Raw genomic sequence first — 19,822 nt, forward strand, 5'->3', positions numbered from 1 at the left:
GACCTACACCTCCGTCGCTGCAGAGGGTACCGCCGTGACATGGGCGTGAACGTGCTCCTGGAATTGAACCACCGCGGCCTCCAGGTTCTTCGCGGTGGCACCCACCGAGAACAACGGCGATGCGAGCGACTTTTGCTGCTGTTCGCAGGCGTAGATGTCCTCGTCGATGAAATTACCGCTGGCCAGAGGGTCGTCCCCGGAAGTCTCCGAGCTCGGATAGTACTGGGCCGACTTGAGATATTGCCGGTAAAAGGCGAGCTCCGAGACGGGCATCACCCGAGTCCGCGTCACGACGCGGGTTCGGTCCGGGGCGAGGGGTATCACGTGGAAGATGGACCACATGGTTTCGTTGGCCGCGATGCCCAGGTTGGGGAACAGCATCGGCACATAGGCACCCACCGGCTTCTCGGGTGTGAAGTGATCGATCAGGGGCATGGGCGCCATCTTCTCCAGATTGGCCTCGTATTCGGGCGACAGGGGTTCGTAGAACACGAAATGGGGACCGATGAAACGGCTTTCCTGGCGCGCGTGCCAGTACATGTTCAGCGTGTCGGCATGGAGATGGGCGAGATGGTAACCGTCGATGTAGTTCTCCACCACGATTTTCCAATTGGCGGCGATCTCGTGATCGGTGGCGCCTTCCGGGTACGGCACCAACTCTTCGGGGCGATGGGGTCCGATGTGGTCGGGCACGTCCCGCAGCCAATGCATCAAGCCCGGTGCATCGGGTTTCGGATGTACCCAGATCATCCCCAGCCAAGTTTCGACCGAGGCCCGATGCAGACAGAACTTTTTCAAATCCAAATCGGGGAATTCCCGCTGGCGTTCCGGCACACTCAGAAGCTCGCCGTTCAACGAATAGGTCCACCGGTGGTAGGGACAAGTGATGGCCTTTTCCGACTTCCCCGTGGCCCGCAAGAGCTGGGTCCCGCGGTGACGACACAGGTTGTGGAAGGCACGCAGCCGATGATCCCGGCCCTTGACCACCAGCAGATTGTGGCGCCCCACCTGAACGGTCAGCCAGTCGCCCGGATCGGCCAGGTCTTCCACAAAACCACAGAATTGCCAAGTATTTGAAAATAGGGTTCGCATTTCGCGGTCGTACCAATCGCACGAGGTGTAGGCTGATTTGGGCAAATGAATCACGAAACACTCCCGAATACCTTCGCCAAAAGCGGTTCGGCCAGCATGAAGGAACTCAAGGCCAGCAGGGTGATCACCAGGAACCAAAACAACAAGGGATGTCGGTCCGCATCGATTTCCTCGATGAAGTGGGTGCGGCGGAGGGCGAGGTCGGGGAGGATCCAATAGAGGTACAAGACGCCCCACATCCAGTCCCAGTTCGCGATCACCGCCGCATAGATCATCACCAGACCGAAGATGGTTCGCCATTTTTCCGGCATGCGTCTGTGTTCCAAGGATCCTCCTTGCTCAGCGAATCACGGGCTGGGCGGCCTGAATCATGGAGGCCGCGTCGGGCGGCGGCTCGGTACAGCCGGCGGCCCGTAGCCAGGATGCACGCGAAGTTTCGAGTAGGGAGCCGAGGTCCTTCGGATCGTCGGGAATGATCGTCAGGTAGAACTCGGCCATCTCGTCATCCGAAGCCCAACCCCAGGCGACCGGCTTGGGCGGCCGGCTCGGGTTCGCAGGATTTTGCTCGCTGTTGTCGAAAGTGAACCAGCCGTCGAGGCGGGTACCCGCGGGAAGATGAATCGGTTGGAGATATACATAGATATTCTGCCAGTTCAGGTCCCATTCGTCGACGTAGATCAGGGGTATGACGGTCCCGTCCGGCAGCGTCGCGTTGAGTTGGGCCCGTTTCCCCAGGTAGTGCATGTGCGGCATGATGTCGATCAGGGTCATCGAGCGCGTCACTTCCATATGGATCTGACGACAGTATTGGCCCTCTCCGGCCGGGATTTGCAATTCCTGGGTCCCGATCACCAGGCCGCTGATGTACCGGTCCACCGGTTGGTCGGCGAAGTACAGCGCGATGGTGCTTTGGTCGGACGTTCGGCGCCCGCTCAGATGGTAGTGGATTTCGATGACCAGATCGCCGCCCGGATAGAGCTCGATGCCCAGGCCTTCGGGGAGCCGGTAGGGATCGGCGCCCGGTGCCCAACCGCCGATCGCCGCGGCCCCGTCGTACTCCATGAAACTACCGCCACCGAAGACGGAAAACCCGGGTTCCTCGTCTTTCTCGTCTTCCTGACGCGCCTTGCCGTAGTAGTCCATGAAAAAGTTGGCGTGGTGGACCACCGTCGGATCGCCGGGCGCAAAGTCGATCGCCACCAGGTCTCGCTTCTGCAACATGCCCGAGGGCAGCACGAAGTACCGATAGATATCCTGGCCCTGGGCCGGAAGCTCGTAGGGTTCGCGCATCTGGAGTTCCAGATCCGGTTCGCCCAATCGCCAACCGGAATCCTCGGACTCGGGTTGCGGAAGGCGATCGGCTGCCTCGCCCAACGGCGTCTCCTGGGTCACCCACTTCTTGAGCACCTCGATTTGTCGCGCGCTCAGGACGCGCCGATCGCGGAATTTGCCGATGTCGGCGTGGGGCCGCCAGGGCGGCATGATTCCGGCGCCGGCCACGTAGGCCGCCATTTCGGCGCTCCGCTTCGCCTGATCGAAGGAATCCAGGGAAAACGGCGCGATGCCGCCCTCGCGATGGCACTCCACACAATTGGCCCGCATCAGGGGCTCGATGTGACGGAGATAGGTCACATGAGAGGGGGCCTGCTTCCAGGACGCGAACAGGCACCCGACCGGAGTGGTGTCGGCCGAAGCCGGGCGCCGTCCCGCGGCCAGGGCTTCGATGGCGTCCCGCAGGTAGAACTCGGTCACCAAGGTCCTTTTCTTGCCGACGGCCGCGAAACGGTTGTCGACCTTGCCGCGGTAGACGACGCCGCCGGTCGAATCGATCAGGAACACCTCGGGCACGGCCCTCGGCTGCAGGCGCAGGCCGATATCGCCCAGCGTGTCCAGAATCAGGGGAAAACGTAGCTCGAAACGGTCGCGGTAGGCACGGGCCTGTTCGTGGGTCAGCGTGGGATCGGAGATCACGCCATAGAAGGCGAATCCCTTTTGTTCGGCCAACTTGGCGAGCTGGTTGAGGTCGGGCACGGTTCGATTGGAAATCGGGCAGGCCGCATCGACAAACGCCACGACCATGGGAACCACTTTGTCGACGATGCCCATACGGTGGAGCTTGCCGTCCACATCGGTGACTCGGTATCCGTAGAAGGGCGCGAGCTCGGGTCGTTTTTGCGTTTGGGGTGGTTGGGGAGCGGCCAAAGCGGCGGGCAGGACCAGGGGCGTGAGAATCAGGAGATGCAGAATGCGTCGGACGGACATGGTTGCCTCCATTACATGCGAAGTTGGGATGGTTGAGACGTGCCGGCATCGGCGGGCAGTGCCCGGAGCGCGGGGGCCAGGAGATGCAGGAAGAGCCGGACGGGCATGGATGCCTCCTTAAAATTGTCACTCTCGACAAACTAAATTCAAACACATAAATTGTCAAGTAAGACAATCTAAAAAAGTGCCTCCGTTCCCGGCTGCATCTCCGTGCTATCATCCGGAGCCGACCGCTACGACGGATCCACTGAGGGAGCGACGACCTGATGGGACGCAAGAACCTGAGTGAAGAACGAACCACCATGATTCTGGACGCCTTCGAGCGCTGCATCGTCACCCACGGCCTGGATGGCACCTCGCTGGAGAAGGTGGCGGCGGAGGTCGGCTTCCGGCGCGGTTTGGTGCGGCATTACCTGGGCAATCGCGAGGAGATGATCCATATGTTGGCGCGTCGTGCGGTCACCCGCTACGCCCAACAGGTGGACGAGCTGTTTTCATGGCTGCCGGCATCGGATCCCGAGACCGCCCTGCTCGACATGTTCTTCCCCGAGACGGCCCAGACCGAGACCGCGGATTTGTTAGTCATGGAGCAATTGATCGCGGCGGCGGGCCGTTACCCGCAAATCAAGGAATGGATCTCGACCTGGCTGGAAGGCTTCGTCGTGAAACTCGGCGCGCTCCTCGGCCAGGCCTACCCGAACGCCGACGCCAAGCGCTGCTGGGCGGTGGCCTACGGCATCATCTCGATCTACTTCAACCAGGAATCGATGGGTCCCCTGGACCTGGCCGATACGTATCGCGAGGCCGCCCGTGCCAACTCGGCTCGGCTGTTGGACTCTCTCTCGGCAACGTAGTCGGTTGGGGTAGGCCCGTCTCGACCCACCGCGCCGAGGCGTCGTCATCAGGCGAGCGTTGGGGTGCCCGACCGATTCGGGCATGTCGAGCGGGGTCCGAACCGAGCGATGAGTTCAGGCACCGCGGTTCGAAAACCGCTTTGTCATTCGCCCAATCGGGCAGAGAGCAGGACCATGCCCCGCGCGGCGGCGCCCGCCTCGGCCGGCATGCCCATCTCCGTCAGCCGTGCAGCCAGGAGAGACGGGTCCAGACGTAGTTTCGGGTAGGCACTGACCGAGGTCTCCCAACCGGAAGGGCCCCGCTGCTGCAGGATGTCGTGAACCATGACGTGTTGCTCGCCATACTCCAGAAAGGCCGTCAGAATGCGGTGGTCGTCACTGCGAACGGGAATGAAGCGGCTGGTTCCCTGAAGTGGGGCGGTACAGTAGTCACGGAAGGTGGCGATGAACCGTCCGCCAGGCGCCAGGCAGGATTTGATGTCGCCGAACAGCTTTTCGACGGCCTCCGGCGTGGCCAGATGGGTCAAGGTATCGCCCATGCACAGCACGAGGTCTACTGGCGCGGGGCAGGCCGCGGGGAAATCGGCGGCATCGCTCAGAACGGTTTCGATCGGGCGGTTGTCGCGAGCCGCTTCCAACTCCTGAAGCAGCGCGGGACAGCTATCGACGGCGATCACCCGATAGCCCAGGTCGGCGAGGGCGACGGCATGGGGGCCGAAGCCGCAGCCCAAATCCACGGCGCGGCGATCACGGACGGCGACGACGCCGAGCGTGGCGAGTTCCTCGCGGGCGCGCTCGATGGCGGCGGGAACACCGCCGGTCATCCAACTGTAAATTGGGCCCAAATGTTGATCGTAGTGGCTTTTCACTTTGCTCATGGCGCGACCTCCGATGAATCTCAGGGCGATGGGAATCGAGTGGGGAGAACCGTTCCACGAAAACACGAATGGCCCTAGACGTCCACTAAAATCACGAAAATACCCGAAAAGGCGGTGCCCACCATGGCCTGCCCAGTGAGGCGATCGCCGTCTATAATGGACTCCCGGAACCAAAACGTTGCCCAAAAGACCGACGGGTTCGGTTCCTGTGCGGCGACGCGTCACCCGTGGCATTTGATGACTTGTCCACGAATCACACCGATCTACACGAATAGGAACACAGTCTTTCCATTCGAGGCCTATTGCGTTTTCCCCGAACCGAACACAAATCCATATGACTCAAAATGACAGACAAATTTTCATAAGAAATTGGTATTGTTAATCTTAAGATCTAGGTTTCTCAAGGCACCAGCCGTGTGCCACGCATGGTCCTGTCCATTCATGTCAATCCGGGTGATTCGTGGACAAACAGAAACTGTCGATCGCGATCCACCGCCTGGAGGAACCGACCCCGTTGGATCTTTTCTGTCCACGAAAAACACGAAAAAACACGAAATGGATACTCCCGACATTGCCCGCCCAGTGAACCGCGCGCTTCCACGATCAATTCTCAAGCATACACCTTGTTATTTACCAGTGTGTTAGACATAGCAACCTGAGAGTTGTTCATCAGCTCCCACCAACCGACCTGCCGGCCAGGGAACGCGAGCGTCACGAAGGGTTTTTCGTGTATTTTCGTGGATTTAGTGGACAAAAACGAGAAAAAGCCCTCTCAGCTTCGCACATCCTTCCCTGCTGGAACCCTTCGACGTTGGTAGATCACGGAAGCCTGCCCTGGGGTCGGATTGGGGAACAGTTACCCACAACACTCTATAAACAAAACCTAAACTACTAGATGCAAACCACATATATTAAAAATCCATATTAAATCGAGTTCTTTAAAAAAAACACCGTTTTTGGCGGCTTTTAGTCGTGTTTGGGACTTTCTTTGATGTGTGGGGAGAGGCGTTCGTTTGAAAAGCGCCAACAGGGCTTTTCTGATGTTTGTTTTCCTACCCTGCTGGATTTCATTCTTTCTCGATGGCGATTGGCAAAAATTGCAAAGGAGTTCGTTTATGATGGAGCGATTTTTTCAAGTACTGATGGTTTTGAGTTTGTTTTGCGGAGTTGGTGCCTCGCAAATGATGGCGCAGTCAAAAATGAAAGGCGTTTATCGCGGCATGTATTACGGCAATGGCACACAAAATGGGGGGAATGGGCAAACGGACGTGGAGTTTGCCGGTTGCCCCAATGGCGGCGACCCATATGGATTGGATTTGGATTGTCTGATTAAGCGGATTAAAGAAAGTCATGCTAATACCTATTTCTACTTTTTCAGCGGTGCCACGAACGCCCACTGGAATCAGTTCGATTCCTTTTTGACAAAGCTCGCGACCGAAGCGCCTGGCGTTCAGGTATACGCCTATTTTGTCACCGCATATTCGGTCGCACCGTTCGGTTGGGATTTTGAAACTTGGGCCGATGAACTCGTGAACCTTCGTAATCTCGGTCATTCGAATTTGGTTGGAATGGGATTTGATGATTTTGACGTTGCGCGCGTTGAAAATTTTGCCCACTATTTCAACCCGAATTCGATGGCCGAACTCCATACGACGCTTCGCGAGGGTGGACTTGAACTATTAATTACCGCTTATCATCGTCCAACCAACAGTGAACACAACTTTTTGCTCAATCCTACCGAATTGGCAAAATATCGCTACACCGATACAACGGGTGTAGTGCGAACGTCCTTCGATGGTGTAGTTTATCCGGTCCTTTATGACAGTAATGGTGGCTGGTTGCTCGGTCTCAGGGACGACCGAATCAACGATTTCCCTCGTCAGATTTCCAATCTCAACTCGTCTTTTTCGCAATCAATCGGTAGTACGAAAATTTATACTTTGTTGTATGCCACCGGTTACCCCGCCCAAAATGGCGCTGGCAATACTTCGCTGTATTATTTGCAGGATGTTGCCCGCATGGCCTACGGCTTTACGGATGGTGTGGTGATGTATCACCTGCAGACGGACTACATGAGCCGTTATGTACCAGTAAACCATATGACGATGGAAAAACGCGCGGTTATCAGTCACCTGTTTGCCCGTATTTCCAGTACCTCGCCATACCTATCCTTGTCTCATTACCTGAATACCTGTGCACCGAACGGTAGTAGTCTCAACTTTGCCTGGTCTTCCAATTTGGCACCGCAAACCATGGTCAAAATCACTCTCTATGCACCGGGTCCGAAATCGCAAATATGGTCTACTTGGACCGTACCCAATACCGGTCATTTTGACACCGGTTACTACGTTAACCCCGGGGCCGGTTTTCCCCTTAGGGCAAAAATTGAATTCGAGGAAAACCCCAATGCTTTCAGCGAGGTCAACCGCGTTCCCAATACGACGTGCGGTGTCATCTCCAAACAGTAATCCGGCAGTTTAGCCCGATTGAGTCGCGCTGGAAACCGACGAGTTCTGAAACCGGATGGGCTTGATCCTTACCGTAGCCATGCCTGCTTTGCTGGGTTCGGTCCTTGTCCATTGGAGTGACGGTTTCCAGCGCGATTGTCCGCGTGGTTGCATGATGGGTGTTGAAGATTGGCGGGACCGTCACCCACAGATGGGGGGACAGTCACCCACAACACACTCAAATCCAACACTTTATGGCTCACGAAAGGGAACGGGCTTCTGACACCCATCGCAAAGCGGCCGTATCACTGGGCAGGCTATGCTGGGAGTTGCCCTTTCGTGTTTTTGTCCAGGAAAGACACGAAAAGACACGAACGAGCAGATCCCTGCAGAGTCGGTTCCTTCCCGCGGTGGACCGCGAACGACCTATGTTTTTTGTCCACGAATCACACGGACTGACACGAATAAACAGGACCCATGGGGGCACACGACAGATACTCTGAGAAGGGTCTGAACTCAAGGGGGGTTTGGGGGGACAGTCACCCACAACACACTCAAATTCAACGCTTTACGGTTCACGAAAAGGAACGGGCTCCTGACACCCATCGAAAGGCGACCGTACACTGGGCAGGCTATGCCGAGAGTTGCTCTTTCGTGTTTTTTCGTGTTTTTAGTGGACCAAACAGGGTGACGTTCGTGGACTAGACGCGATGCCGTTCGTGGACGAAGGAAAGCGGCAGCTCCTTCATCGCCCGTAACCCCACGTTGTCCTGCCACGACAACGGCTGGCCCGTCAATGCCAACCCGGGTAGCCGATCGAACAAGGCCCCGAAGGCGACTTGCGCCTCCAACCGGCCGAGCGCCGCACCGACGCAATAGTGCATGCCCGAGCCGAACGAAAGATGGCGGTTGTCACGGCGCCCCACGTCGAAACGATCCGGCTCGGGAAATTGGGCGGCATCGCGATTGGCCGAGCCGATCAGCAGGAACACCCGCTCGCCCTTGCGGATCGAATGGCCCCGGAATTCGAGGTCCTCCGTGCAGGTGCGCGAAAGTCGCTGAATCGGCGAATCGAAACGCAGCATCTCTTCCACCGCGCTCTCCATCAACTCGGGCCGCGCCAAGAGCCGATCACGCTCCGCCGGGTGCATCAGCAGGGCGCGCATGCCGTTGGCGATCAAATGGGTCGTGGTTTCGTGCCCGGCAAAAACGAGCATGACACAGGTCGCCAACAGGGTCTCGTCGGAGAGCGCGGCACCCGCCTCCTGGGCCATCACCAACTCGCCCATCAAATCGCCCGACCCTGGGTCGTAGGTTCCCCGCGCAACGGCTTCCCGTCGAGCCTGCATCAACGGGCGAAAGTAGTCGGTCAAGGCCACCAGGCTTTCCTGGGCGCGGGCCACACGCGCCACATCGAGGTGCGGCATGCCCAAAAAGGCCGCCAAATCGTCGCTCCACCGCTTGATGCGGTCGCGATCGGCACGCAGGGCGCCCATCATTTCGGCGATCACGATCGCAGGCAGCGGGTAGGCCAAATCGCCAATGAGATCCAGGTGCCCACGCGCGATCGCGTCATCCAACAATTCGTCCACCAAGGCCCGAATCCGAGGCCGCATCGCCTTGATCAGGCGCGGCGTGAATGCCTTGGCGATCAATTGGCGCCGCGAGGTGTGCTCCGGTGGATCGAGCAACAGAATCCACAGGGCCAGGGCATCGAACAAAGGCCGGAAGCGATACTGTAAATCTTCGGGAAGCCGTGCGAACAAGGGTTTCAACCGCCCCGCGGAAAATCGAGAATCCTTGAGAATCGCATCGATGTCGGCATAGCGACTGACCACCACACCCTTGACCATCGGATGACGGCAAATGGGGTGGTGCTCGCGCAACTGGGCGTAAAAGGGATAGGGATCGGCGAAATATTCCGGGCCCCCGAGGGGGATCTCGGTCAATTCGGTCATGGAATACTCCAAAACGGGGCTGGCGACATCATAGCAACACCCCTTCACGAAAAATAGATCCTCAATGCAAAACATAGCCTCTTAGAAAAAACGCGTCCACCTGACAAGAACCCATCGACATCGCGCATCGTTGACAAAAAGTTGAACTGGTATTCATAATATCACCCAGGAACTTCACGCGACTTTCTTTTTCCACCCTTTCGGGTTTCCGGCGGAACCACCCACCCGACCGACAGCGGGAGGCACACGTGGCGCACACGGCAACACGCGTAACCGATGTTTTGACACGCGAGGAAATTCGCGACCTGGTCACCCCCACGGATTGGGAGGGCCTGGCTTCGCTGGCGGTCTCCTGGGGTCTGATCGCCGCGACCTTCTGGATGGCGGCGGCCTTTCCACACCCACTCACCTGGCTGGTCGCGATCGTCTTGCTGGGCGGCCGGCAACTGGGATTGGCGATCTTGATGCACGAAACCTCGCATCGCTCCCTGTTTCGCTCGCGGTTCCTCAACGAGTTCGCCGGTGAATGGCTGTGTGCCGCGCCCACCTGGAACCACATGCGGGCGTACCGCACCCACCACCTGGCCCATCACGCCCACACCAACACGGACAAAGACACGGACCTGGGCCTGGTGGCCCCCTTCCCCGTCTCCCGCGCATCGCTGTACCGCAAGCTGTTGCGCGACCTGGTGGGTTTGACCGGGCTCAAGCGCATCGTGGGCCTGTTGATGATGGATTTCGGGTTCGTCACCTACACGGCTTCGGTCAACGCCGTGGCCATCGACCAAAGGGGTCGCTCCATAGGTCAGGTCCTCTCTCACGGATTCCGTCAGGCAGGCCCGGTTCTGCTGACCAACGGCATCCTGTTCGCGATACTGTTCCTCGCCGGCCACGGCTGGCTGTACCTGTTGTGGGTGGCGGCCTGGCTGACCACCTACAGCCTGTTCATGCGCGTGCGCGCCATCGCCGAACACGCCTGCACCAGCTCCTCCACGAATCCGTTCGAGAATACGCGCACGACCTACGCGAACCTGTTGGCGCGATGCACCGTGGCCCCCCACCACGTGAATTACCATCTGGAGCATCACCTCTTGATGACCGTGCCCCATTACCGCCTTCCCAAAATGCACCGCATGCTGAAGCAACGCGGCGCACTGACCGAATCGCCGGTCGCTTCCGGCTACCTGGAGGTGTTGAGGATGGCGAGCACCGGTTGACTATGGTGTTGAAAATGAAGGACTTTTTTACCAAAGAGGTCGCGGAGTTCACGGAGAGAATACAAACACAGGTCGTTGGAGATTCGATTGCCTGACCAGCATGGGTTCGAGTTTTGGAGGGAGATCGAGTGGTGGTGCATGCCGCAAGAACTTCTCCGTTTCCTTTTCGGGCATCCAAGAGACCACGCCTCAGGCTCACCCTTGGTTATTAGGAGTTGGTCCAAGCTTTACCCAGATTGACACGAACCCGGAAACCCTCCGCGGATCCCGTACATGAAGGCATTCCAAAAATCGGTTACTTCCCCAGCAAGGGCTATGGATATCAAACTCTTCGATTCAAACGCCCTACCAAATGACATCCAGGGAACCCTGGCTCACACCAAAGTCGAACAGAAATACGCATTTAGGTTTTTTTCAGAAGGGCTCCCCCCCCAACCACTTCGTACCTGTCTCCAAAACGCAGTGAACCCTTTTGAAACAAAGTGGTGCAATCAACCTGAGCTGGGTCTTGCCGTCGCCAAATCTTGATCAGGAAGGCTGGAATGATCGAAGCCAGAAAAGCCAGGACCATAATATGTCACCAATGCCGATCCTTTCCCGGTTTCCGATCTTCACGAATTCCTGCTTATTTTTTTGAATGAATGACCCATGGCTCTTCGCCAGAAACCAGGTAGGGTGTTTCTTTCTCGAAATCGAGCGGGTATGCCCGCTGGTGCGTGGCTCCGCGGTTGCAAATAGTCTCGCCTCCCATGCCAGTGCGGTGGGTTTCGAGAACTCATTCAACCAAAAGGTTAAATTTCAAGAATGAAGAGTCCAGAATAAAAAAGATCTCCCGGGGCTCAACCAGACGTATAATCTCTATAATTTGAACAGATTAAGCAACCTACGACCGCAATCCCACTCCAGACGTCACGCGCGCCCCAGGTATTTTTTTGCACTTTTTTATTGACTGATCGTTCCGTTAAACGTATCTTGATTTTGTTTCAAGACTGATCAGTCCCAAAATATATCGCCCGGAGGATTCCATGGCTCCCGCCCCCGTGCCTACTCCCGTGCCTACCCCCGTGCCTACCCCCGTGCCCGATACGGGTATCGCCCGTTATGCCCGCGGCCTGATCAAATACCGCTGGCCCGTCTTGATCGCCTGTTTCGCGCTCGTCGGTTTCATCGCTTCCCAGGCTCGGTTCCTGGTCATCAACGACGACTACCGCTACTTCTTCAAGGATGACGACCCCCAACTCCTGGCGTTCAACGAGTTACAGGACACCTACAACAAGAACGACAACATCCTGTTCGTGGTGGCGCCCAAAGACGGCCAGGTTTTTTCCAAAGACGCGCTGCCCGCCATCGAGGAACTGACCCGCCAGGCCTGGCAGATCCCCTTTTCCACCCGGGTCGATTCCATCACCAATTTCCAGCACACCTATGCCGAGGCCGACGACCTGATCGTGGAGGATCTGGTCACGGACAGTGCGGGACTCTCGTCCGAGACCGTCGCGCACGCGCGTCGGGTCGCACTGGCCGAACCGTTGCTGCGCAATCGATTGATCCCCGAGGATACGGCGGTCACCGGGGTCAACGTCACCCTGGAATTGCCGGGTAAGGAAACCGGAGAGCAGCGTCCCGCAGTGGCCCACGCCAGGAAACTGGTGGAGGACATGCGCACGCAGTACCCCGATCTCGATTTTTTCCTCACCGGCTTCGTGATGCTCAACAACGCGTTCGAAGAGGCCTCCACCCACGACATGACAACCCTGGTACCCCTGATGTACCTGGTCATCGCGGTGATGATGGCCTTACTGCTGCGTTCGGTGAGCGGCACGGTGGCCACGCTTTTGGTCATCGCGATGTCGGTGATGGTGACGATGGGCGCCACCGCGTGGATCGGCATCCCCCTGAGCCCACCCTCGGCCATCGCTCCCACGCTGGTCATGACCCTCGCCGTGGCCGACAGTATCCACATCCTGGTGACCCTGATCCAGGAGATGCGACGCGGACGCGGCAAACACGAGGCCATCGTAGAGAGCCTGCGGCTGAACATGCAGCCGGTCTTCCTCACCAGCCTCACGACCGTGATCGGCTTCTCGAGCCTCAACTTCGCCGAAGTCACCTCGCTGAACGACCTGGGCAACATCACCACCATCGGCGTCACTGCCGCTTTCGTCCTCTCGGTCACGCTGCTGCCGGCACTGGCGGCGGTGCTGCCGCTGCGGGTCAAGCCAGCCGAGACGACCGCGACCGGCATGGATCGGTTGGCCGACTTCATCATCGCGCGGCGCAAACCGGTCCTCGCGCTATCGGCCCTCCTGGTCGCGGGCCTGGCCGCGCTGGTACCCACCAACATGCTCAACGACCAGTTCATTCACTACTTCGACGAGGCGCTCGACTTCCGCCGCGACACCGATTTCGCCACGACCAACCTGACCGGCATCTACCAGATCGAGTTCTCCCTACCCGCCGGCTCGCCCGGTGCCATTTCGGAACCCGAGTTCCTGAATACCATCGACCAATTCGCCCAGTGGTACCGCAGCCAGGAGAACGTGCTGCACGTGGACGTGCTGAGCGACACCATGAAACGACTCAACAAAAACATGCACGGCGACGACCCCGGCTACTACCGCATTCCCGAGAGCCGGGAGATGTCCGCCCAATACTTGCTGCTCTACGAAATGTCGCTGCCCTACGGGCTCGACCTGAACAACCGGATCAACGTGGACAAATCGGCCACCCGCATGGTGGTCACGCTCGAGGACGTGGCCACCGACCGCATGCGCGGCCTGACCGAACAGGGCGAGGACTGGCTGAAAACCCATGCCCCCACCTACATGCACGTGGCGGGTTCGGGCCCGCCGGTCATGTTTTCCTACCTGACGGTACGCAACAGCATCGGCATGTTCCAAGGGACGCTGCTGGCCTTCCTGATGATCACCTTCACCCTGATCTTCGCGCTTCGCAGCCTGAAATACGGACTGATCAGTCTCATCCCCAACCTGGTGCCTTCGATCGCGGCCTTCGGCTTGTGGGCACTCATGGATGGGCAGATCAATTTCGGATTGACCGTCGTTTCGGCGCTGAGCATCGGCGTGGTGGTTGACGACACGGTGCATTTCCTCAGCAAATACGTGCGGGCCCGTCGTGAAAAGGGACTCGATACGGAGGCCGCGATTCGCTACGCGTTTTCGACCGTCGGTCGGGCCATGACCGTGACGACCCTGGTCTTGATCTTGGGCTTCATGATCATGATGATGTCCAACTTCGACATGAACGAGGGCATGGGCAAATTGACGGCCATGACCCTGGCGCTGGCGCTGATCACCGATTTCCTCATGCTGCCGGCGCTGTTGCTGAGTCTCGCACCCAAACAGGAAGCACTGGCCGGGTTGCCGACCCAACCGGCGGTACCCGTGTCCTGATCCACTCAACCGAAATCGGACCGCGGTGGGGCCGCGAAGTGACGACCCCGCCGCAAACGGCGAGATCTTTGGCGGCATCGCACCGCCGCGACTTTTGAACGCGAATCTAAGGAGTGTTCCCATGAAAGTGTTTTGGATTCTCAGTGGGCTGATGGCCGCCACGATGGCCTTCGCCCTGACCCCGGAGGCGCGGCGCGGCCTGGAGATCGCGCGTGAAGCGGACACGCGCGATCTGGGGTTCGGCGATTTCACGGCCGACATGGAGATGATCCTCACCAACCGGCAAGGCAAATCGAGCACGCGCATCCTGCGCAACCGCACCCTGGAACAGGAAAACGACGGCGACAAACTGCTGGTGCTGTTCGACAATCCCCGCGACGTCAAGGGCACCGCCTTCCTGGCGTTCACCCACCGTCAGGGTCCGGACGACCAATGGCTCTACCTGCCCTCGCTGAAACGGGTCAAACGCATCTCTTCCGGCAACAAGTCGGGCCCGTTCATGGGCAGCGAATTCGCCTACGAGGACCTCACCTCCCAAGAAGTGGACAAATACAGGTACCGCTTCCTGGGAACCGAGAACCTGAACGGGATCGAGGCCTTCAAGCTGGAGCGCCGTCCGGTCGACCCCAAATCCGGCTACACGCGGCAACTGGTGTGGTACGACCAAAAGGAGTACCGGATCTACAAAATCGAGTTCTACGACCGCAAAGACGCCCTACTGAAAACGCTCACCTACGAGGGCTACCAGCAATACCTGGGCAAGTACTGGCGCGCCGACCGCATGTTCATGCAGAACCACCAGACGGGCAAAAGTACCGAGTTGCGGTGGAAGAAATACGATTTCCGCACCGGTCTCAGCGATCGCAACTTCGATCGCAACGCGTTGAAACGGGCACGCTGAAGCGATGTCGACCACGAGAATCGCCCTCATGGGGGCCCTGTGGTTCCTGCTCGCCGCGGGTGGGGTCGCCCGGCCCGGGGAATGGTCCGGCCAGGCGACCCTGGAGAACTTCGGGTTCGCCCAAAACGGCCAGAGCGAGCGCCAGGAAAGCCACGTCGTCTCCTTCACCGTCCAGCCGGAGTATTACGTGGAGTGGGACGGCGGTCGTCAATCGTTCACCTTCGAACCCTTTTGGCGCTACGACCACGAAGATTCGGAACGGTCGCACCTGGACATCCGCGAGCTGACCTGGCTGAAGGCGGCCGACCGCTGGGAACTCCGGTTGGGTGTGCGCAAAGTGTTCTGGGGCGTGGCCGAGTCGGTGCACCTGGTGGACATCATCAACCAGACCGACCTGGTGGAGAACCTGGACGGGGAAGAAAAACTGGGTCAGCCCATGATCAACTTCGCCTGGATCGAATCTTGGGGAACCGCGGAAATCTTCCTACTCACGGGCTTCCGCGAACGCTCCTTCCCCGGCCATGACGGGCGGCTGCGCACGCCAATCATCGTGGACGACGACCTGGCCCGCTACGAATCGGGCGCGGAAGAGGAGCGGCTCGACTGGGCCCTGCGCTACGGGCATACGGTGGGAGCCTGGGACTTCGGCGCCTCCTATTTTTCGGGAACCTCGCGCGAGCCCCTGCTGCAGCCGGATCGCAACGCCGCGGGTGAGACCGTCCTGGCGCCGTTCTACCCCGTGATCGACCAACTGGGGTTGGACGTTCAGGGCACCTTCGGCTCCTGGTTACTGAAATGGGAGAGCACCTATCGCCGGGATTTCGGCGATCGGGATTTCCTGGCCGCGGTCGGCGGCTTCGAATACACCTTCTTCGACCTGCGCGGGACCGGAATCGATATCGGCCTGCTGGGAGAATACCTCTACGACGAGCGTGGCGAGGACGCCACCAACCCGTTCGATGACGACGTCTTCGTCGGCACCCGTCTGGCCCTCAACGATACCTGGAGCACCGAACTGCTGGCCGGCGTGGTCATCGACGGCTCGGGCGGGGGGAACTTCGTCAACGTCGAGGGACAACGACGCATCACCGACCATTTGACCCTCTCGTTGGAATACCGGGCCTTCACGGGAACCGAGGCGGAAGACCCGCTCCATGCCTTCCGCGACGACGACCATTTCCGCCTGGAGGCGGGCTGGTACTGGTGAGGCGTCGCCGACGGCGATTGCCGATCACACGAGGTGGGTTACAATGGACGACAAGCATTTCGAGTTTTCGGAGTCAAGGAGACACATGGGCAGAGGAAGACCCAAGGGGTTCGATCGAGACGAGGCGTTGGACAAGGCCCTCACCCACTTCTACGCCCACGGCTATCAAGGCTCGGGCATGACCGACTTGTTGGAACAAATGGGCATCGCCAGGCAGAGTCTGTACTCGGCATTCGGTGACAAGAAGCGCCTGTTTCTGGAAGTCATCGATCGCTACGACTCCATGCAAATGGCGCAAATGACGGAGATCCTCCAGGCACCGGGCTCACCGCTGGAAAACGTGAAGAACCTACTGCGCTTCGCCGGCCAAATGGCCTTGGATCCGCGCTATCCGGGCTGCCTGGTGGGCAATACCGTGGCCGAGCTGGGCGCTTCGGAAGCCGACGTCACCGTGGCCCTGCAGGATCACTTCAAGTTCGCCGAATCGGAAATCGGCGGCACGCTCAAGCGTGCCAAGGACGCGGGGGAACTTCCCAAATCGGTCAATTGCCGCGCCCTGGCGCATACGCTGTGCTGCGTCGTTCAAGGCTTGTTCATCCGGACCAAGCTGAACCCCGATCCGCAATATATCCAAGACGTCGTGGAGACCGCCATCTCGCTGATCGACTGAGGATCGAGGCCGATCGGCCCCCGACGGGCTCTCCCATCGACGTGGCCCGCGATTCGGTACCGAAGACCACCCGCCACGGGGCCTTCCGTCATCACGATTGGGGCTCAGCCGAGATAGTACCGTTCAACGAGCAGACGGAACCCCTCGATCCAGTTGAGGCACACCATCAACACCACGAGTATTGCCAGGCGACGGTGCCATCGATCGCGCGGGTCCGCGATCCGGGCGGGGGCGGCACACCAGAGCAACAGCGCCGCGGGCATGAAGTAGCGACCCTGCCAGCCGCTGATCGCCGTTCCGCCGAGGGGAACCCAGGCACAGTACATCAGGAAGGCGATGGCCACGATGACGGCGAGGCCCGCACCCGCCAGTAGGCATCGCCCCTGGCGTGTGGGAACCACGCGATTGGGTTCCACGGCGGCGACCCACACCAGCAGGGCGACGTAGGCGTAAAGGTAGGTCGGAGGAATCTGTAACTCGAGCCAACCCAGGTTGCCGTAAAACTGGCGCGACAGCGGGTGTCTGTCATTGTAGAGCGAGACGGCAACGATTTTCAGGTAGCCCACAGGATTTTTGATCACGCCGACCATTTGTCGCTCGGTATCGACACCGCGATTGAGGGGCAGATGCGCGCGGTATTTGGGATTGTATTGCTCGTAGCCCAGGTGCATGGGCCGCACCTGTTCGGACCACAGCCAAAACGCGGCGACGCTGGTCACCAGGAACCCCAAGGCGAGAAGCACCCTCGCCCACCAGGCGAGGCCCAGTCGTTGCGGGGGAATCAGCAACACCAGACCGGCGATGGGCCCGAACGCACCCTTGCAGAGCGACAGCAGGATCACGAGCAGGAGGCCCATTCCGAGGTCGCGCCAATGGCGAAGTGGGCGGTCGGCCCAAGCCAGGCGCATGAACCAGGCGACACTCAGAAAGGCCAGGCCGTTGGTGACCGCGTCGGCGCTGTTGGAGGCCACCACGAACAGGTGCATCGGCACCAGGCCCAACAGGCACATCAACCATTTGGCGGTGGGCGCCAAGCGAATGGCGAGGTACACCAGCGTCAGCCACGTCAGGAAATTGAAGAGGCGGGCGGTGTAGAACAGCGCCAATGGGCCGAACCCGACCATGCGACCCAGCGCGATGCCGGCGGCGTGCGGTAGGTAGGGAACCGGGCTGTAGAGGGCCGATCCGGGAAAGTCGACGAATTGGCTGCGTTCGGGTTCGAGCGCACGGGCCCACTCGGCGCGGAAGAGTGCGGCGGTCACTTTTTCGTCGCGGCCAATCAGGAAGCGAGCGGGGGTCATCAGGATCGAGTGGGGAAGGACACCGCCAACCCGCCGATCGACGGTCTCGGGCAGCAGTTGACCGGTGGAGACCTGATAGGCTCGCTGGAAGTGGTTGGGCTCGTCGGGCACCTGGGAAGGCGGTGTCACGACGATCAGGGCCAGGCCGACCAGCGAAGCACAGAACAGAAAAACATGTTGAGGTGAAGCCATCATTTAGGAACTCCCTTTTTCACCTTCACCGGAGACGGAGAAGCGCGAGATAGATGCAACGACCGAAAAATGGCGCTCGATCGAACGAGTGCCACGGAGGTTCGGTCCATCACGACCATGGGTCAAGACCCATGCCCGGCTTCGCTGGCATCAGGTGGTGAAAAGGGGATGCGGAGTGGTCGGGTCCCGAAGCCCGAGGAGCTGCAAAACCACCGAGCGCACGGAGTTCGCGGTGAACGCGCGTTGGTCTTCAACCGAGCACGTGTCAACCTTTGAGGAGGGGCCAGTGGGCGGTAACGTGACGGTCAAGGCGTTTCGTTGATTTTGGTGGCCCGGCCTCGTCACCCCAAGCTCGAACCCGTTGTGTGACAGGCCTTCCATTGAAATCCCGAGCCACGAAACAGGCAGTGGCTCATCGGAAGGTTGCAGGGATCCGCACGCCACGATCGTTTGTTGCAATGACACCCCGCATCTTCGAGCTTCAGATTATGAGGAGGTCCACGTGACATTGGATGCTTTTGTCGGACTCTGGTTCGCCATCCTCGCGGCGATCGCCGCCGGCGACGAGCCCGCGGTGATCGCGCCGGGCGATTTAGATTTGCAGCGCATGGTCATGGGCAACGCGCACTTCGTGCAGTTTTTCAAAGGGGAGCGATCGGGCACCATGGACCTATCCATCGTGAAAAAGGACGGCAAGGTCGTCGTTCGCGACCTGACCCGCGTCCCGAAGTTCCGCATCGAGGAGGAGCTGGTAGTGACCCTGGACCACCGGAGTCTGGCGATCGACACCATCCGGGCCGGCGGACATTTCGGGGAGAAGAAGGTGGACGTCGAATTGGCCCGAATCGACGGTAACCTGACGGGTACCATCCAGTTGGGCGCCGCGTCGGACACGAAACACCTCGACGACGCGCTTGCGGCAAACGTGTTCTCCCGTGTGGGTCTTTTCGCCATGCTGCCGGCGTTCGACTTCAAAGATGGGGCGAGCTACGCGCTGACGATGTTCGATTCATTGGGCGGCAAAACCTACGACGTCCAGATCGCCGTCAGTCGGGTGACGAACAAGGACATCGCCCGAGGCATCCCCCTGTGGCGGGTGGAGGTCAACGGACATGTCGCCAGACAGGCGTTCTTCATCACCCAAACCGTGCCGCGCCGAACGGTGCGTATCGAGGTGTTGGATTCGCCTTGGACCTACGAGTTGGTGGAGGGAATTGGTGCGAGTGATCGGTGATTTTATTTGTGGTTTGGAGATTCTTTTTTTACCACAGAGATCACAGAGTTCTCGGAGATATTTTGAGGCGGCTCACGGGAGCGTTTTTCTTCATTTGTACACTCGCACTCAATTCAATATTTTTTGATAAGAATTTAAGCATCAAAACACATCGAAACCAATCAATTCCATTCATCTACAACGTGAAAATATCAAT

General features: G+C 59.1%; 14 protein-coding genes. 8 read left to right on the top strand and 6 right to left on the bottom strand.

Annotated features, from left to right (window positions below; genetic code table 11):
- Positions 1–3: 3 nt before the first annotated feature.
- From J3U87_RS33115 to J3U87_RS33125, 3 genes are read right to left on the bottom strand one after another with little or no spacing between them, the layout of a single operon-like run.
- Positions 4–1,146, bottom strand: coding sequence for an aromatic ring-hydroxylating oxygenase subunit alpha (locus J3U87_RS33115; RefSeq protein WP_237380174.1), 1,143 nt, complete (start codon positions 1,144–1,146; stop codon positions 4–6).
- Complete coding sequence (locus tag J3U87_RS33120) at positions 1,143–1,418, bottom strand: hypothetical protein (protein WP_237380176.1); 276 nt, start codon at positions 1,416–1,418, stop codon at positions 1,143–1,145. Before J3U87_RS33120 ends, J3U87_RS33115 begins: the two co-directional genes overlap by 4 nt.
- Positions 1,419–1,431: 13 nt before the next feature.
- Positions 1,432–3,354: a redoxin family protein gene (locus tag J3U87_RS33125; RefSeq protein ID WP_237380178.1), complete on the bottom strand. Its 1,923-nt coding sequence runs from the start codon at positions 3,352–3,354 to the stop codon at positions 1,432–1,434.
- 266 nt (positions 3,355–3,620) lie between these two features.
- On the opposite strand from J3U87_RS33125, the gene J3U87_RS33130 reads away from it, so the two are divergent.
- Positions 3,621–4,208, top strand: coding sequence for a TetR/AcrR family transcriptional regulator (locus J3U87_RS33130; protein ID WP_237380179.1), 588 nt, complete (start codon positions 3,621–3,623; stop codon positions 4,206–4,208).
- Positions 4,209–4,351: 143 nt separating this feature from the next.
- Here the strand turns inward: J3U87_RS33130 and J3U87_RS33135 are convergent, their stop codons facing one another.
- A complete protein-coding gene (locus J3U87_RS33135) occupies positions 4,352–5,086 on the bottom strand; it encodes a class I SAM-dependent methyltransferase (protein ID WP_237380181.1) in 735 nt (244 codons plus the stop codon).
- A gap of 1,013 nt (positions 5,087–6,099) precedes the next feature.
- On the opposite strand from J3U87_RS33135, the gene J3U87_RS33140 reads away from it, so the two are divergent.
- Positions 6,100–7,554, top strand: a complete 1,455-nt coding sequence (locus tag J3U87_RS33140) for a hypothetical protein (RefSeq protein WP_237380183.1) — start codon at positions 6,100–6,102, stop codon at positions 7,552–7,554.
- A gap of 680 nt (positions 7,555–8,234) precedes the next feature.
- Here J3U87_RS33140 and J3U87_RS33145 read toward each other — a convergent pair.
- Positions 8,235–9,491: a cytochrome P450 gene (locus J3U87_RS33145; RefSeq protein ID WP_237380185.1), complete on the bottom strand. Its 1,257-nt coding sequence runs from the start codon at positions 9,489–9,491 to the stop codon at positions 8,235–8,237.
- 248 nt (positions 9,492–9,739) lie between these two features.
- On the opposite strand from J3U87_RS33145, the gene J3U87_RS33150 reads away from it, so the two are divergent.
- The 5 genes from J3U87_RS33150 to J3U87_RS33170 all read left to right on the top strand — a co-directional run bounded on the left by J3U87_RS33150 (position 9,740) and on the right by J3U87_RS33170 (position 16,899).
- The gene (locus J3U87_RS33150; RefSeq protein ID WP_237380187.1) at positions 9,740–10,708 is read left to right on the top strand and encodes a fatty acid desaturase family protein; all 969 of its coding nucleotides are present in this window, start codon (positions 9,740–9,742) and stop codon (positions 10,706–10,708) included.
- Positions 10,709–11,733: 1,025 nt separating this feature from the next.
- Complete coding sequence (locus J3U87_RS33155) at positions 11,734–14,121, top strand: efflux RND transporter permease subunit (protein WP_237380189.1); 2,388 nt, start codon at positions 11,734–11,736, stop codon at positions 14,119–14,121.
- A 121-nt stretch (positions 14,122–14,242) separates the two neighbouring features.
- Positions 14,243–15,022 carry an outer membrane lipoprotein-sorting protein gene (locus J3U87_RS33160; RefSeq protein WP_237380191.1) on the top strand — a complete coding sequence of 260 codons (780 nt, stop codon included), beginning with the start codon at positions 14,243–14,245 and terminating at the stop codon, positions 15,020–15,022.
- Positions 15,023–15,026: 4 nt separating this feature from the next.
- A complete protein-coding gene (locus J3U87_RS33165; RefSeq protein ID WP_237380193.1) occupies positions 15,027–16,229 on the top strand; it encodes a hypothetical protein in 1,203 nt (400 codons plus the stop codon).
- Between the two features lie 85 nt (positions 16,230–16,314).
- The gene (locus J3U87_RS33170; protein ID WP_237380195.1) at positions 16,315–16,899 is read left to right on the top strand and encodes a TetR/AcrR family transcriptional regulator; all 585 of its coding nucleotides are present in this window, start codon (positions 16,315–16,317) and stop codon (positions 16,897–16,899) included.
- A gap of 104 nt (positions 16,900–17,003) precedes the next feature.
- Here J3U87_RS33170 and J3U87_RS33175 read toward each other — a convergent pair whose 3' ends face one another.
- Positions 17,004–18,395 (bottom strand): DUF2142 domain-containing protein, encoded by a 1,392-nt coding sequence (locus tag J3U87_RS33175; protein ID WP_237380197.1) that lies wholly within the window; start codon positions 18,393–18,395, stop codon positions 17,004–17,006.
- 499 nt (positions 18,396–18,894) lie between these two features.
- On the opposite strand from J3U87_RS33175, the gene J3U87_RS33180 reads away from it, so the two are divergent.
- Positions 18,895–19,626 carry a DUF3108 domain-containing protein gene (locus J3U87_RS33180; RefSeq protein ID WP_237380199.1) on the top strand — a complete coding sequence of 244 codons (732 nt, stop codon included), beginning with the start codon at positions 18,895–18,897 and terminating at the stop codon, positions 19,624–19,626.
- The last annotated feature ends 196 nt before the right edge of the window (positions 19,627–19,822 follow it).

The organism is Sulfidibacter corallicola (genome assembly GCF_017498545.1).
In the GTDB taxonomy this organism is placed as follows: Bacteria; Acidobacteriota; Holophagae; order Acanthopleuribacterales; family Acanthopleuribacteraceae; genus Sulfidibacter; species Sulfidibacter corallicola.